Source organism: Leptospira abararensis (assembly GCF_016918735.1).
Classification (GTDB): domain Bacteria; phylum Spirochaetota; class Leptospiria; order Leptospirales; family Leptospiraceae; genus Leptospira_A; species Leptospira_A abararensis.
Genome location: NZ_JAFFPR010000050.1, coordinates 71,504 through 86,579 on the forward strand (window position 1 = coordinate 71,504; position 15,076 = coordinate 86,579).

Consider the following 15,076-nt stretch of genomic DNA (forward strand, 5'->3'; position numbering starts at 1 on the left):
CCAAAAGATCAGCGGAAAAACAACTTCGATTTTCCGCCACTGCCCACCTTTTCTCCGGACTCGCGGGCAAATTCTTCCATAAGTTCTTTCTGTTTTTTAGAAAGTTTCTTAGGAATTTCGACTTTGATGATTACGTGTTGGTCCCCTTTTCCGTAAGAACCAAGGTAAGGAATCCCATGACCTTTCAATCGGAAGATCTGTCCACTTTCTGTTCCTTCTGGAATTTTGAGTTGGATGGTTTTTCCATCGATTGATGGCACTTCAATCTCTCCCCCAAGGCAAGCCATGGACAAAGAAATTGTTTTTTGAACAATTAAATCATTCCCTTGTCTTTCAAAGGTTGGGTGTTTTTTGATATGTGTGACTACATACAAATCCCCACTTGGTCCACCATTCGGGCCAGATTCACCTTCCCCAGAAACTTTGAGTCGGCTTCCCGATTCGACACCTGCAGGAATTTTAATATGAATGGTTCGTCTTTTCTCTGTTAGACCTTCGCCCTTACAAGTTTTACAAGGATTAGAAATTACTTTTCCTTTTCCTTTACAACGTGGGCAGGTCGTTGTGACACTAAAAAAACCTTGTGTCCTTCTGACTTGTCCTGTTCCCGAACAATCCGGACAAACGGTTGGAGAAGATCCTTTGGATGCTCCCGATCCAGAACAATCCACACATGTTTCTAATCGTGGGATTTCAATTTTGTATTCTTTACCAAGGGCTGCATCTTCTAAACTAACTTCTAAATTATAACGTAAATCCGATCCTCTTTGAGGACCGGACCTTCTTCCGCCACCGCGGCTACCACCGCCACCTGCGCCTCCGAAAAATTCACTGAAGATATCACCGAAGTCTCCAAAGATATCAGAGAAGTCTGTATAAGCTCCTGCCCCGTATCCTCCGCCAGCACCGGCATTGACGCCGGCTTTGCCGTACTGATCGTACGCCGCACGTTTCTGTGCATCGCGTAAGACTTCATAAGCTTCGGTAGCCTCTTTGAATTTTTCTTCCGCTTCTTTATCACCCTTATTTTTATCAGGGTGATATTTGATGGCTAACTTACGATAGGCGCTCTTGATCTCATCATCAGAGGCACCTTTCGAAACGCCTAATACTTCGTAGTAACCACGGTCGCTCATAGTTTTACTTCTTTCTTCTCTATTTATTTTTTGTCCTCATCGACTACGGTGTAATCCGCATCGACGACCTTTTCGCCACCGGCAGAAGATTCACTTGCACCTTGACCTGCATTTGCATTAGGGTCTGCACCCGGAGCACCTGCTTCAGGACCTGCTTGTGAATAAATCTTTTGACCAATTTGCATGGCGACTTCTTGAATGGAATCACGAGAAGCTTTCATACGTTCGACATCACCAGATTCCATTGCTTCACGGCCTCGTTTGATTTCGTCCTGAGCTCTTTGTTTTTCTGATTCGTCGAGTTTGTCAGCAGATTCCCCGATGGTTTTTTCCAATTGGTAAACAATTGCTTCCAATTCGTTTTTAGTATCAGCCGCTTCGCGAAGTTTTTTATCTTCTTCTGCGTGAGCTTCTGCATCCTTAACCATCTTTTTGATTTCTTCTTCAGACAATCCAGAAGAAGATTCAATACGAATCTTTTGTTCTTTTCCAGTTCCTAAGTCTTTTGCTGATACATGAACGATACCGTTCGCATCAATATCAAAAGTAACTTCAATTTGAGGTACTCCTCTTGGTGCCGATGGAATTCCCACTAAGTCAAATCGACCGAGGGTTCTATTGGCACTTGCCATTTCACGTTCCCCTTGCAATACATGAACCGAAACTGTAGTTTGGCTGTCTGCAGCAGTCGAGAACACTTGTGACTTTCTTGTAGGAATGGTTGTGTTTCTTTCGATGAGTTTTGTCATCACACCACCCAAAGTTTCAATACCAAGAGATAGCGGAGTTACATCAAGTAACAATACATCTGTTACATCACCTGCAAGAACTCCCCCTTGGATCGCAGCACCTACTGCCACAACTTCGTCTGGGTTTACAGATTTGTTTGGTTCTTTACCGAAAATTTCTTTTACAAGTGCTTGCACCGCAGGGATACGAATCGATCCACCCACAAGGATGACTTCATCAATTTCGCTCGCCGAAAGTCCTGCATCTTTTAATGCATTGATACATGGAATGCGAGTTCGTTCTACAAGTGATCTTGTAATCTCATCAAACTTTGCTTTGGTGAGTGTCATATCCAAATGTTTTGGACCAGAAGCATCCGCAGTGATGAAAGGAAGATTGATTTGAGTGGAAGAGGTTCCAGACAACTCGATTTTAGCTTTTTCAGCAGCTTCTTTCAATCGTTGTACGGTGTTTTTATCTCCAGAAATATCAATCCCTGTTTGTTTTTTGAATTCATCAATCATCCACTGCATGACCACGTTATCAAAGTCGTCACCACCAAGGTGAGTGTCTCCATTTGTGGATTTTACTTCGAATACACCGTCACCAAGCTCTAAGATAGAAACGTCAAATGTTCCACCACCTAAGTCGTATACGGCGATTTTTGCACTGGTTTTTTTCTTATCAAAACCGTAAGCAAGAGCCGCAGCAGTTGGTTCGTTAATGATTCGTTCCACTTCAAGACCAGCAATTCGACCCGCATCTTTTGTTGCCTGTCTTTGTTCGTCATTGAAATAAGCAGGAACAGTCACTACTGCTTTTTTTACTTCATGACCAAGAAAGTCTTCTGCAGTTTTTTTCATCTTTTGAAGGACACGAGCTGCAATCTCTTGAGGAGTGAATTCACCAGAAACGGTTTCAAATTTCACACCATCATTTCCAGCACGGATCACTTTGTAAGATACCATCTTGGACTCGTCACCGGCTTCGTTAAAACGACGACCAATAAAACGTTTCGCAGAACGAATGGTATTTACTGCATTCGTAATTGCCTGGTTCTTTGCGAACTGGCCCACAATGGTTTCACCCTTTGCGGTAAAGGCAACAATCGAAGGAGTGGTTCTCGCCCCTTCTGAGTTTTGAATGACAACAGGATCTCCACCTTCCATAACCGCCACACAAGAGTTAGTGGTCCCCAAATCGATACCTATAATTTTTTCCTTAGACATAGTCTTTCTCCTTCTTACTTATATTAACTTTGTGGTTTTCCCACTTTTACACGTGCAGGACGAATGGACTGTTTGTTCTCACCTTCTTCATGGTAAAAACCTGCTTGGTATGTTTCCACAACAGTCTCTTCGGTAAACTCTGCACTTTCCTCGGAAGCAATTGCTTCCATGAGCATAGGATCAAACGGCATTCCTTTCGGATCTAATCGTTTGATTCCTTCTTTTTCCAATACGGAATAAAATTCCTTTTGAACCATCTTGATCCCTTCTACGAAAGCGACTACTTCCGGAGTTTGGTTAGGAACGTTGGATACTCGCTCCAAGTTGTCTAAAGCACCTGTTAGGCCTTCCGCAAACTTCTTAATGGATTCTTTTCTTGCATTTAACAAGTCATTCGCAGTTCTACGTTTGTAGTTTTGAAACTCCGCACGTTCTCTTAACCAAGAATCTTTTAAAGTCTCGATTTCTTTTTTAGCGTTATCGAGTTCTTTCTCGGCACCCTCTACTGCTTGTTCAATGGCTTCATCCGTAATGGTCTGTCCTTCTTCAACTGACACATTTTGTTCATCCACGGACCCGTTTGTTTCTTCTGCCATTTTTCCTCCTACTATCTACTCAATTTCGTTATCATTTCTGAAACTAACTTTGAGGTGAATTCAATCAAAGGTAAAGCTTTGTTGTAATTCATCCTCTGAGGACCAATGATTCCCATGGAACCAATCCTCTTTTCTCCCATTCGGTAATTAGTTGTGATGATGGTAACACCACCTAACTTTTCATTACCGTCTTTTCCAATGATGGTATAAACACCATCAATCGGAACATAATCGCTAAAAAACTCTTTGAGGAACTGTTTTTCATCAAAGAGATGCAGGATGTTTTCTAATTGTTCCTCTTCATCCTTAAAGTTTTCATATAAGTTTTTCAATCCATCGATATATAAGTTATCAACAGATTGACTGTCTGATCCCATGGCTCTCGCAATTGATGGTGCAAATAAAGAAAATCCTTCGGGACCCTCCTTTTGTATCATCATCTGAGGAATCAGATTACTTTGAATTTCATGAACATCAAAACCTTTGACGTTATCATTCAAATATCTTGAAATTTGGTACAGAGTCTCTTGTGAGATGTGATAATCGAAAAAAATATTTCGATTGAGCACAGTTCCTGACCGCATAACAAGAATCATAAGAACCTCTCCACCATTTACATGGATGAGTTCAATATGTTTGAGTGTATCCAAAGATCCTTCCGGACCAAGAACCACACTCGCAGATTGCGAAAGGGAAGCCAATACTTTGGATGTGGCGATGAGAACCTGATCCAAACGAAATTGCATCCGAAGATACTCTTCCTGGATTCTTTGTTTCTCTCGCATGGTAAGCTCAAAGAGAGTTACCAAACTATCCACATACAGCCGATACCCACGTTCTGTCGGAACCCGACCGCCCGAGGTATGGCGTGCGACTATAAAACCCATCTCCTCTAGTTCTGCTAAGCAGGACCGAATGGTAGCGGGTGAGACTCCGATATCATATTTTTCAGAAAGGGTTTTAGATCCGACCGGCTTGTTGTCCGATACGAATTCCTCAACCAAAGCTTTCAAAATAGAACGATGTCTAGGCGAAAGATCCATATCCTTCTTGGCACTTCCTTTAGCACTCTGGTGATTAGAGTGCTAATCTATGCTTAAAGTTTACGGATTTGGTATTTTTTCGTCAAGCAGGAAGAAGATTGGAGTCTGGAATTTTAGCAGAGTTTCTTAGAATCTGCTAAAATTATGTCACACAGGATAAACTTGGATCTGGTTCCTTCCATGGTTCTTGGCTTGGTAGAGAGCAATGTCGGCCAACTTCAAAATCTCTTCTGGTTTTTGGATCGGGTGCACCTTTGTGAAACCTATACTGATTGTGATATTGAGATAATAATTATCAAAAATGAAAAAGCGGTGTTTTGCCACAGATTCACGAAGGCGATCAAGGACGATGGTGGCTCCCTCGGTGGTCGTATCGGGCAGAATACAACCAAACTCTTCGCCCCCAATCCTTCCCACTGTATCCTCTTCCCTTAGGCAATCCACAAAGATATTGGCCATTTTCTTTAATACCAAATCCCCAATGTCATGACCGTAGGTATCGTTGATGACTTTGAAATGATCGATATCGAAGACTGCAAGAACGGATTCGCGGTTGCGACGTTTGACCGTTGCGACCGTTTTTTGCAAACTTTCTGAAAAAGAACGTCTGTTTGGCAACATGGTAAGTTCATCCATGTAGGCCAAACGTTTCAAACTATTGATAAGAACATTCTTTTGTTCTTCTAATCGTCTGCGTTCGCGCACATCACGAATGATCGCCGCGTAAAAGATTTGGTTTTCGTTGCTGATGGTAAAAGCACGGATCTCCACTGGAATGGTGCCTTTCGGTTTTGTGACCAGTTCTAGTTCTTTTAAAAATCCAGCAATATAATGGGAATTATTGGAGCTAACAAAGGTTTCTATGGAACTTTGTTCTCCCTTTTCATTCGGAGGGAAAAGAAAGGAAAACGTTTTTTGGTCTAATTCTTCTTTCGTAAATCCAGTTAACGACTGTAACGCTACGTTACTAAAGAGTATTTTACTTTCGGTATCTAAAACAACAATGGCATCGATGGATTGGGAAACAATTTCTCTCGCAAACACATCTGTATAAATCTCATTCATTTCCCCAAATTTCCCCATTACCTTTTTCGCTTCGGAATGAATCCCGCCACTTGTGGATATGACGAAAATTAATCTCGGGTTTGTTGACTCGGGATTCCTTTTTCGGCAAAACCTTCATTGGTTTTGGATTCAGACTCTGATACCAATAAGCAACAGAGATTAAATCTAAGGTCAAGGAATTTGCATGTCCATGCTCTAAAAGGAATAGGAAATTTCTTTCAAACCGTATGGGGGATTCCACCCAAAATCGGTATAAATGGGTTCGACCAAGCCATCCCACAGAATCAGAGACTCGTGGATATCCGAAGTATGGATGCATAAAGATTTCTTTTGGTGACCAAGCAGTGTTAAAAACATCTTCTGTACCTGTTCCTTTTAGATTGGCTTCTGTTTGGTTTCCATCAATGAAAATCAAATCATCCCCTTCTCCATACCAAAGAGGTGTGGGAGAATCTATATACAAATTGAGTCCGATGAATTGGCCTTTACCTTCTGTTTCAAGTACTGTGAAGTAATTTTCCTTTTTAAAAATCGTCTTTTCTGTTTCCCCAAGAAGAGCCCATTCATTTTCTTTCCCATTCGATGTGTTCGGTTGGGTGGTGCTTCGATTCCACTGTGCATGGAAACGTAGATTAGAACCTATTGGTTCTTTCCATTCTTCATAATCGATATAAAAATAAAAATTACTAATATCTTCCTCAGATTCATTTTCGATTTCAATTTTTGCCCCTGTTTCAAAGGGCATAGGAAAGTATGAATTCATCGACTTTCCTTTTTTGGGAGCCGCCACCAAGGGAGCCGAATTGAGTATGTATTCTTCGCCCCAACCTTGCCCAAAAAATTCACCTAACGGAACCTCAACGGAAGGATATTTGTGGTTGTCCCAATAGAAACGTATCACCGCATTTTTACGGGCCATTAAATCTTTACTAGCAAGAGTCATCCAAATATGTTTGATGACCCCTCTGGTTTTAATCTCAGCAATCGTTACTGTTTTTTTCTTTGGAATTTTGATAAAATCGTCATTGCCATTGGTAGGATCCGCGCTGGAGATCCTTTGGTTACGGTAATTTTTATCCTTCCAAATCGAAGATTCCCATCCATCAGCGAACAATAAATTTGTGGAAAGGAATATAACCAATCCGAAGAAAAAGAAAGAACTCATTGAAGAAGAAAATTTTTGCATTACTCTATGTTTCGTTAAAAAATTAGAATTCTGATCACTCATAGAATACCAATTTAGCGATTTATTTAAAACGCTTCACTAGTCCAAGAAAAATTCCGGCTTGGACAAGTGATTGTAAAAAGATTTCAAATACCACATACAAGTGGATCGAGAGAGAAACTTCTGGAATTAAGAATACCATTCCTTCCAAACTTCCCACAGCCGGAGAAATTGCCGCAAGCCCACCAAGCACAGTCCTCATCCAACCCAAAACAAACATTTGTTTGCCGAAGGACTGCATGCGAAACCAGTCCCAAATCACAATGATAAAACTTACCATTAGGATTGCTTGTAATACCAAAGTGGGAAATAACCAAGTCATAGCTCTTGACCAAGCGGCACCATCGTTTGCTGTGATGAGAAACAATGGGAATACGGCACTGTCCCCTTCATAATAATCCTTCATCACCAACTGGAAATAAGGAATCGAAACGAGGAGATAAGCGGAAAGATGGCTGAAAATAAACTGAATTGTGATTTTAATCTTCGGATTCATGTTAAAGTTGTCCAATAAGGTAGGAGATCCCATCTTAACATGATGAAATCAGAACTCAAGGCAAAACTGCAACGGACATTTCCAAAAGCCAAAACAGTTGCCTCCGGTAGGCTCTTCACACGCCAGTTGAGTAATCTTGTCGATGAGTCCATCCGGACTCTTTTTAGCGAAGTCTCCGAGGGGATCCCATTAAAAGACCATCTTTGTTTGATTGCCGTCGGTGGCTATGGTCGAAGGGAATTGGCTCCCTATTCTGATATCGATCTACTTTACCTCCATGATGGTAAACTTTCGGACAAACTCCTTAGCGAAATCATTTCTAAAATCAATACCTTCTTATATAACAATGAAAAGGAAGTGGGCCATTCTTGCCGCACGATCAAAGAATCCTTTTTGTATTTGGACCAAATTGAAACCTTCCATGCCGTCCTTGATTCTCGGTTTCTTGTAGGATCAGAAGTTCTTTTCCAAAAATACAAAACAGAGTTCCTCGGAAAAATTCCTGAAAAAACCATCAAAGTTTTTAACGACTGGAAATTGTCTTACCTTCGAGAAAGGATCATCAATTCTTACAATCCCATCCTACTTTCTGAACCTAATATCAAAAACGATCCATTAGGCCTTCGTGATATTCAACATATGTATTGGATTGAAAAAACAAATCCTTTGGCTGATTCTGCCGATGGAGGAATTTTTGATTTTTATTTGATCGGTGATAGTTTAACTCTTTTGTCAGCTTACGATTTTTTACTCTTAACAAGATCAGCACTGCACATCGTTAGCGGCCGTAAAAATGATCGCTTGGATTTGGGTTTGCAGGCGGAAGTGGCAGAGTTTTTAGGTTTTGGTCCCAAAAACGAAATCAAAACTCTCGAATCCTTTATGAGCCAATTTTACAAAGCTCAAAAGGAAGTGTATTTTTATATTGGAACGTATTTGGATGAAAAAACCAATCGAAACAAAAAAAGAATCCAAAGGGAACTTTCCAATCCCGACAGTTTGTACGATGACATCATACAATTCTTCGCAGTGTCCCAATTAAACGAAGAAGAACCATCCCGAATTGATTTGAATGAAATCAGATTCGCATCACACTTCTTAGATGATGATTTTAAAAACCAAAAATCTGTTTTAGATACCTTTCTTGGAATGTTGCGACAAAAAAAACGTGTTGGGCATACCCTCACTCTTATGCATGAGTGTAATATTTTAGGAAAACTGATTCCTGAATTTGGAGCCTGTACAAACTTTCCTCTCTTTAGTTACCACCACCAATACACTGTGGATGAACATACACTACTTATCTTAAGGGAACTCGATGTTCTCATCGCTGATTTATGGGAAGATAGACAAATCCAAGAAGTATTCAATGTATGTGAAAAAATTGAAATTTTGGCCTTAGCGATTCTCATCCATGATGCAGGAAAGGTAAAAGAAGGAGACCATAGCCAATACGGCGCGGAACTGGCACTCATCATTGCCGAAAGGTTTCGGTTGTCAGAAGAAGATACAGAACTTTTAAGATTCCTCGTGGCCGAACACATTGTGATGTCAGAACTTTCTTCCAAAAGAGATATTTATGATCCCAAACTCATTGCCTCTTTTGCAAAACAATTTTCGAATGAAAACACTTTGCGATTATTATATGTACTTACCATCATTGATACAAAGTCCGTAGGACAAGGAATCCTAACGAACTGGAAAAAAGAAATCCTGCATTTCCTATTCACTTCCACTTTGGCTTATCTACAAAAAGGAAATCTTGCTGATACCCAAGAACGGATTGAATCCACTCTAGAAACCTACTTAATCGAAAAAGAAGGACTAACTGCCGAACAATCGGAACGCATCGTTGAATTTGGAATGCAGATAAGACCCTCTTCCTATTTAAATTACAATACGCCGAGAAGAGTGTACCAACATTTTATTTTACTTTATGATTGGAAAAGTTCTGGATTGCCATTCCGAATGATTACCGAAAGGGAACCTGCCTTTGTCACTTTATCCATCTTTGCCAACTCCGACAAACAAATGTTACTCTACCTATCGGGAACCATCTCCTCGTTGGGACTGAATTTAGTGGGACTCCGTTTATTTAGAACCGCGGAAAACCAACTCATTCTACAGGCACAAATCACCGATGAATTTGGAAGTGGTGAAATCGCCGAAGGACAAATCACCGACATTGAATCTACACTCGCTGATTGTATTGAAGGAAAAACCAATATCGAAGATTTGGCATCCACAACAAATATTTGGAAAACACTACCAGAGATACCCGATGGAATGGTTGAAGAGTTGGTAAAATTTGCGAACGACCTTTCGGAATCTTATTCTGTTTTAGAAGTCAGAGTTCCCGATTCCATTGGACTTGTGTATCGAATCTTAAAAACATTACTCGACTTTGAGCTCGAAGTGATTTTTGTTAGGATCTCCACCAGTGCGGATTTTGCTTATGACTCTTTCCATATACAAACCAAAAATGGCAAGAAGATTGAAGACACAGGTATACTACTGGCAATCAAAGAAAAAATCCTCTCGGTGGCTCGAGTGAAAGAAAATCAAGGAATCATGGAGATTAATTTTTAATATGGTCTGGTGGAAAGAAGCAGTAATCTATCAAATTTACCCACGTAGTTTTCAAGATTCCGATGGCGACGGCATTGGTGATTTAGAAGGAATCATCGAAAGATTGGATTATCTTGCCGGGTCCAAAGATTCACTCGGGATTGATGCCATTTGGTTATCACCAGTGTATCCTTCTCCTATGTTTGATTTTGGTTATGACATTTCCAACTATGAAGAAATTGATCCAGTTTATGGTGATACTCAAACCTTCAAACGGTTGTTAAAGGAAGCCCACAAACGGGGAATCCGAATCATTATGGACCTTGTGGTTAACCATACTTCCCATCTCCATCCTTGGTTTATCGAATCCAGATCCTCAGTCAATAGCCCCAAAAGAGATTGGTATATTTGGAAAGAACCAACTCATGTTGGACCACCTAACAATTGGCTTGGTGCATTTGGTGGATCAGGATGGGAATACGACAAACGAACTGGCGAATACTATTTCCATTCTTTTCTGAAAGAACAACCTGACCTCAACTGGCGTAATCCCGATGTCGAAGACGCCATATTCAAAATGATGAAGTATTGGTTGGATATGGGAGTCGATGGGTTTCGATTGGATGTGGTCAACTTATATGTAAAAGATGAATTCCTCCGAAACAATGCCTCCTACTTTATGAAAGGCCCAAGGCCTTACGACAAACAAGTACATGCTTATGATCGTGATCGTCCAGAAATGCATGGAATCTTACGTAGAATGCGTAAACTACTCGATTCGTATTCCGATAAACGTATGTTTGTTGGTGAAATCATGCAAGACTTCCCAGGAAACGTCCTCCTTCCGGCAACCTACTGTGGTCGTAACGACGAATTACACCTTGCATTCAACTTCATGTTTTTATTTTCTCCATGGAAAGCAGAACGATTCTTTCAAATCGTCAAGGACTTTGAATCGGCTCTCGGCGAGGACAATTGGCCGAACTACACTCTTTCTAACCACGACTTTCCACGCCACATCACAAGATACGAAAAAGGTGTAGATACAATCGCCAGAGCAAGACTTGCCGCCTGCATGATGTTAACGCTTCGTGGAACACCTTTCCTCTACTACGGTGAAGAGATTGGTATGAAACGCCAAAAAGTTCCCTATAAAAAAATCCAAGACCCGGTAGGAAAACGATATTGGCCTTTTCATCCCGGTCGTGATCCTGAACGAATTCCGATGCCTTGGGATGGATCTGAAACCACAGGTTTCACCACAGGAAAAGCATGGCTTCCTTTGTACGAAGGAGCAAACACAGTGAATGTGGAAGCTCAAAAAGCAGATCCTAATTCCCTATTTTTCACCTACAAAAAACTAATCCAAATTAGAAAGGACAGAAAGTCTCTCCGCAAAGGAAAATTAAAAATACTAATTACCGACGACAAACAAGCATTATACTACCGAAGAAGAGAAGGAAAAGAAGAGACTTATATATTTTTAAACTTTTCCTCTAAACCAGTCAATGTTTCCTATCCAAGAAAATGGATTCTCAATCAAATTCTATTCAGCTCTGCGAACAGAACGTCCTCTTTTGATCTAGAAAAGGAATTGGACTACGGTGGTTTAATTTTGATGCCGAACGAAGCTGTTATTTTTGGAAATTAAAGTATTGTGATTTAAGAATGCGGGCGCCTCGAATCAGTTCGAGGTTTCCTGATCTCAAAGTATAACGACCCCGCTTTTCGCTCCAATCTTTCCAATCCTTTCCTAACAAAACCTACTATCCAAAACGGAAAGGATTTCCGCTCCAATCGGTGGCGCGGGGATTGGGATGATTGTGCAAAGCGAAAGTTAGGTTTTCAAAACCTATTCAATCATTCAGTTGGTTTTTTATCCAATTTCGCTGGAAACTCTAACAACTCACTCACCTCTTCCGGCAGTGATACAATCTTCTTTGTCAAATGACTTACCGTAATGTAGGTAAGCATTCCCGAACAAATAATTTTATCTCCGCATTTCATTTGAAACGACCAATAGATTTTGGATGATTTGTAACTCGGACTTAAAAAAACATCTAGTAGATCATCAAACTTAGCACCATTGCGATAATCAATTAACGATTGCACGACATGAAAATCGAGTTTGTAACGATCTATAAATTCAGAGTATGAAATTCCTTTAGCACGAAAGTATTCTGTAATGGCTACATCCAAATAGTTTAGATAATTTGCGTTAAACACTATCCCTTGAGAATCTACTTCCGAATACCGAACTCGGAACGAATGCTGAAAAGAGTTTTCCTTGAATTTCATTGAGTGTCAGTTACTCCAGATTTTCTCAACTGTTTTGTTTTTCCGAATCAGCAAAATTAAAAAGTAATATAAGAAGGTTGATTGTTATACTGATTTGTTTCATATCGTTTTAAACTGGAGAACTTAAACCTAACTAAAGAATGTCTGTTTTTCTTTTATGATACAATAAGGCTTTCTTCAAACAAACAATGAGTTTGGTTTTAGAAAGTTTTTGATTTGCTTCCAAGTACAAAGCTCTTTTTCCATCACATTTTAATTCAGGAAATTCAATCGCAATTTCCTGGGCTATGCTGGTTTTACAATTAAAGTAGAGCGCATATTCCGAATCATTCACCTTACCAATCCGAATGGTGGATCCCGATTTTGTTTTTGGTGTTAGAAAACTAGGTTGGCCCCATTTGATACATTCTTCAATCTCACCAATTTGATCGTTCGACTGTGAGATTTCATAAATCCAATTGCGAATTTCCATAAATTTATCTAACATTACGGGTGTTAAATTAAAATAATATGAAGAGAGAGATTCGGAAGGAACGGGATATTTTTGTTTGACTTTTGGATTTGTTTTCATCGGAAGCAGTGTTTGATTGTGCTTTATCAGATGACTTTTAACTTCAAGATTCCTAGTCCAAATGATCGAGCAAGTAAAGTCATGGAGAGTGGAACTGAATAGGAAACTCTAATATTGAAATACAGGGCCGATCTTTGGATCCACGTTTTTGAATCGAACTTTATCACCAATTTTTACAGTATTAAAGTCCGCTACATCTTCAATCACAGTAGTGAGTTTTACATGTTCTTCCGTTTGGACGATCGCCAATACATAAGGGGCACGGTCCGCCATATGCCCAAATCCAACAGAAACAACTGTAAACGAATGGATGATTCCATTCTGCTTTAAGTCTACCGTTTCTAGAGATTCACTTCCGCAGGAAGGACAAACTTCAGCAACCTCTGCCACTTTAAAGTTACATTTTTTGCAGTGAGTGCCAGGCAGAGTTTCGGTTACGTTCATAGTACATTACTCAATTTTTTGTGAAATAAATGCAATACGTAAAAATCCCTCAGTGGAGTAAAATCGGTGTTTGTGGATTGGCGATTAGCCAACCAACGCGCGCGAGTTATACGTATTGCGTTTAAATCCCAATTAAGTTAAATCTCTTTCGGAAAATTCAGGCTAAGCAAGGTAAGGAGTGCGTGTTAATCGAATTTCGGTTAAATCCGGATTGAGACTCCGTCGGGGAACGTCGTCGCAGCTATACGATTGGATTAAATCTCTGTTTGGCAATTTAAAATACGTCTGCAAACGCACGCGATTTATACGCATTGCGTTTACATCCCATAGATAGATATTTTGGTACCAGTAATTTTATTCGTTTGAGTGGGGTAATAAACAAAAACACGTTTAAATCCCCTTAGGAATCTAAACGTGTTTGTAAAAGAAATTTTGGTCTTATCTTACTTCAATCTTTCGATGATAGTGGCAATACCCATACCACCACCGATACAAAGAGTGATGAGGCCGTAACGAAGGTCTCTTCTTTCCAACTCGTCAAGAACAGTTCCAGTAAGGATGGCACCTGTTGCTCCGAGTGGATGTCCAAGAGCAATCGCTCCCCCATTTACATTGATTTTCGATTCATCAATTCCGAGTGTTTTCTTTACGTATAACACTACAGAGGCGAATGCTTCGTTGATTTCCCAAAGGTCTATGTCCTTTACAGTAAGGCCAGCTTGTTTCAAAGCTTTTTGAGAAGCAGAAACAGGACCTGTCAACATGATCGTTGGATCTTCACCAGTCGCAACTGTTGCAAGAATTCTTGCACGTGGTTTTAAACCGTATTTTTTTAGACCTTCATCATTGGTAACAAGAATCGCTGCAGCACCATCTACGATACCAGATGAATTCCCGAGTGTATGGATGTGGTTGATTTTTGTTACTTCTGGATAAGAACGTAATGCAATGGCATCCAATTCTTTTTCACCGATAGTTTTGAATACAGGGCCAAGGCCAGAAAGGAATGCATAATCAGATTCCAAACGTGGGTTCTCTTCTTCAGTCACAACAGTTCCATCATCCAAAGTAATGGGGATTACAGATTTTTTGAAATATCCGTTTTGAACCGCCGCATGCGCTTTTTGCTGCGAAGATTCAGCAAATCGATCTGCTTCCTCACGAGAAATATCATACTTTGTTGCGATTAAGTCAGCAGAAATACCTTGTGGAACTAGGTTGTAGTGAGCAGCAATTTTATCGTTACCAACGTTAAAATCACGTCCCATCATATCATCACCCATTTTCACACGGCTCATGGATTCAACTCCACCACCAACGCCAAGTTCCATTGCTCCGGAAGCCACATGGTTTGCAACGTTGTTGAGTGCTTGTAATCCAGATCCGCAAAAACGATTCACAGTGTAACCTGGAACGTCTTTTGGCCAATGAGCAGCCATAACCGCATAACGTGCGATACATGCAGCTTGGTCAGCAACTTGGGATACACAACCCATTACAACTTCTTCAACCGTTTTTGGATCGATTCCGGTACGTGATTGGATGGCTTTTAATGTGGCGGCAGCTAATTCTTGTGGGTGGACGGATGCAAGTGTCCCGCGTTTTTTGCCCTTTCCTCTCGGAGTTCGGACAGCATCAATAATATAGGAATTCCCCATGGGTTTACCTCTCTCTGG

At 40.4% G+C, this 15,076-nt stretch carries 13 protein-coding genes; 2 read left to right on the forward strand and 11 right to left on the reverse strand.

The window, feature by feature from the left end; translation table 11 throughout:
• Window positions 1–8: 8 nt before the first annotated feature.
• The 7 genes from dnaJ to JWG40_RS13925 all read right to left on the reverse strand — a co-directional run bounded on the left by dnaJ (window position 9) and on the right by JWG40_RS13925 (window position 7,519).
• Complete coding sequence (gene dnaJ, locus JWG40_RS13895; protein WP_205286390.1) at window positions 9–1,136, reverse strand: molecular chaperone DnaJ; 1,128 nt, start codon at window positions 1,134–1,136, stop codon at window positions 9–11.
• Between the two features lie 23 nt (window positions 1,137–1,159).
• Entirely contained in the window at window positions 1,160–3,094 is a 1,935-nt protein-coding gene (gene dnaK, locus JWG40_RS13900) for a molecular chaperone DnaK (protein ID WP_205286391.1), read from the reverse strand.
• A 23-nt stretch (window positions 3,095–3,117) separates the two neighbouring features.
• Entirely contained in the window at window positions 3,118–3,690 is a 573-nt protein-coding gene (gene grpE / locus JWG40_RS13905; RefSeq protein WP_205286392.1) for a nucleotide exchange factor GrpE, read from the reverse strand.
• Between the two features lie 11 nt (window positions 3,691–3,701).
• A complete protein-coding gene (gene hrcA / locus JWG40_RS13910) occupies window positions 3,702–4,733 on the reverse strand; it encodes a heat-inducible transcriptional repressor HrcA (protein ID WP_205286393.1) in 1,032 nt (343 codons plus the stop codon).
• 147 nt (window positions 4,734–4,880) lie between these two features.
• Window positions 4,881–5,798 carry a sensor domain-containing diguanylate cyclase gene (locus tag JWG40_RS13915; RefSeq protein WP_205286394.1) on the reverse strand — a complete coding sequence of 306 codons (918 nt, stop codon included), beginning with the start codon at window positions 5,796–5,798 and terminating at the stop codon, window positions 4,881–4,883.
• A complete protein-coding gene (locus JWG40_RS13920; RefSeq protein WP_232369380.1) occupies window positions 5,791–6,963 on the reverse strand; it encodes a glycoside hydrolase family 172 protein in 1,173 nt (390 codons plus the stop codon). The genes JWG40_RS13915 and JWG40_RS13920 overlap by 8 nt, the downstream gene beginning before the upstream one ends.
• Before the next feature lie 82 nt (window positions 6,964–7,045).
• Window positions 7,046–7,519 carry a hypothetical protein gene (locus JWG40_RS13925; protein WP_205286396.1) on the reverse strand — a complete coding sequence of 158 codons (474 nt, stop codon included), beginning with the start codon at window positions 7,517–7,519 and terminating at the stop codon, window positions 7,046–7,048.
• A 39-nt stretch (window positions 7,520–7,558) separates the two neighbouring features.
• On the opposite strand from JWG40_RS13925, the gene JWG40_RS13930 reads away from it, so the two are divergent.
• Both JWG40_RS13930 and JWG40_RS13935 read left to right on the forward strand, forming a co-directional pair.
• The gene (locus JWG40_RS13930; RefSeq protein ID WP_205286397.1) at window positions 7,559–10,108 is read left to right on the forward strand and encodes a [protein-PII] uridylyltransferase family protein; all 2,550 of its coding nucleotides are present in this window, start codon (window positions 7,559–7,561) and stop codon (window positions 10,106–10,108) included.
• Between the two features lies 1 nt (window position 10,109).
• Window positions 10,110–11,738, forward strand: a complete 1,629-nt coding sequence (locus JWG40_RS13935) for an alpha-glucosidase (RefSeq protein ID WP_205286398.1) — start codon at window positions 10,110–10,112, stop codon at window positions 11,736–11,738.
• Between the two features lie 209 nt (window positions 11,739–11,947).
• Here JWG40_RS13935 and JWG40_RS13940 read toward each other — a convergent pair whose 3' ends face one another.
• The 4 genes from JWG40_RS13940 to JWG40_RS13955 form a co-directional block, all read right to left on the reverse strand.
• On the reverse strand, window positions 11,948–12,385 hold the full coding sequence (locus JWG40_RS13940) for an acyl-CoA thioesterase (RefSeq protein ID WP_205286399.1): 438 nt from the start codon (window positions 12,383–12,385) through the stop codon (window positions 11,948–11,950).
• Window positions 12,386–12,518: 133 nt separating this feature from the next.
• A complete protein-coding gene (locus tag JWG40_RS13945; RefSeq protein ID WP_205286400.1) occupies window positions 12,519–12,956 on the reverse strand; it encodes a DUF1801 domain-containing protein in 438 nt (145 codons plus the stop codon).
• A 108-nt stretch (window positions 12,957–13,064) separates the two neighbouring features.
• Window positions 13,065–13,400, reverse strand: a complete 336-nt coding sequence (locus tag JWG40_RS13950) for a Zn-ribbon domain-containing OB-fold protein (protein WP_205286401.1) — start codon at window positions 13,398–13,400, stop codon at window positions 13,065–13,067.
• Between the two features lie 443 nt (window positions 13,401–13,843).
• Window positions 13,844–15,058 carry an acetyl-CoA C-acetyltransferase gene (locus tag JWG40_RS13955; RefSeq protein ID WP_205286402.1) on the reverse strand — a complete coding sequence of 405 codons (1,215 nt, stop codon included), beginning with the start codon at window positions 15,056–15,058 and terminating at the stop codon, window positions 13,844–13,846.
• Between the last annotated feature and the right edge of the window lie 18 nt (window positions 15,059–15,076).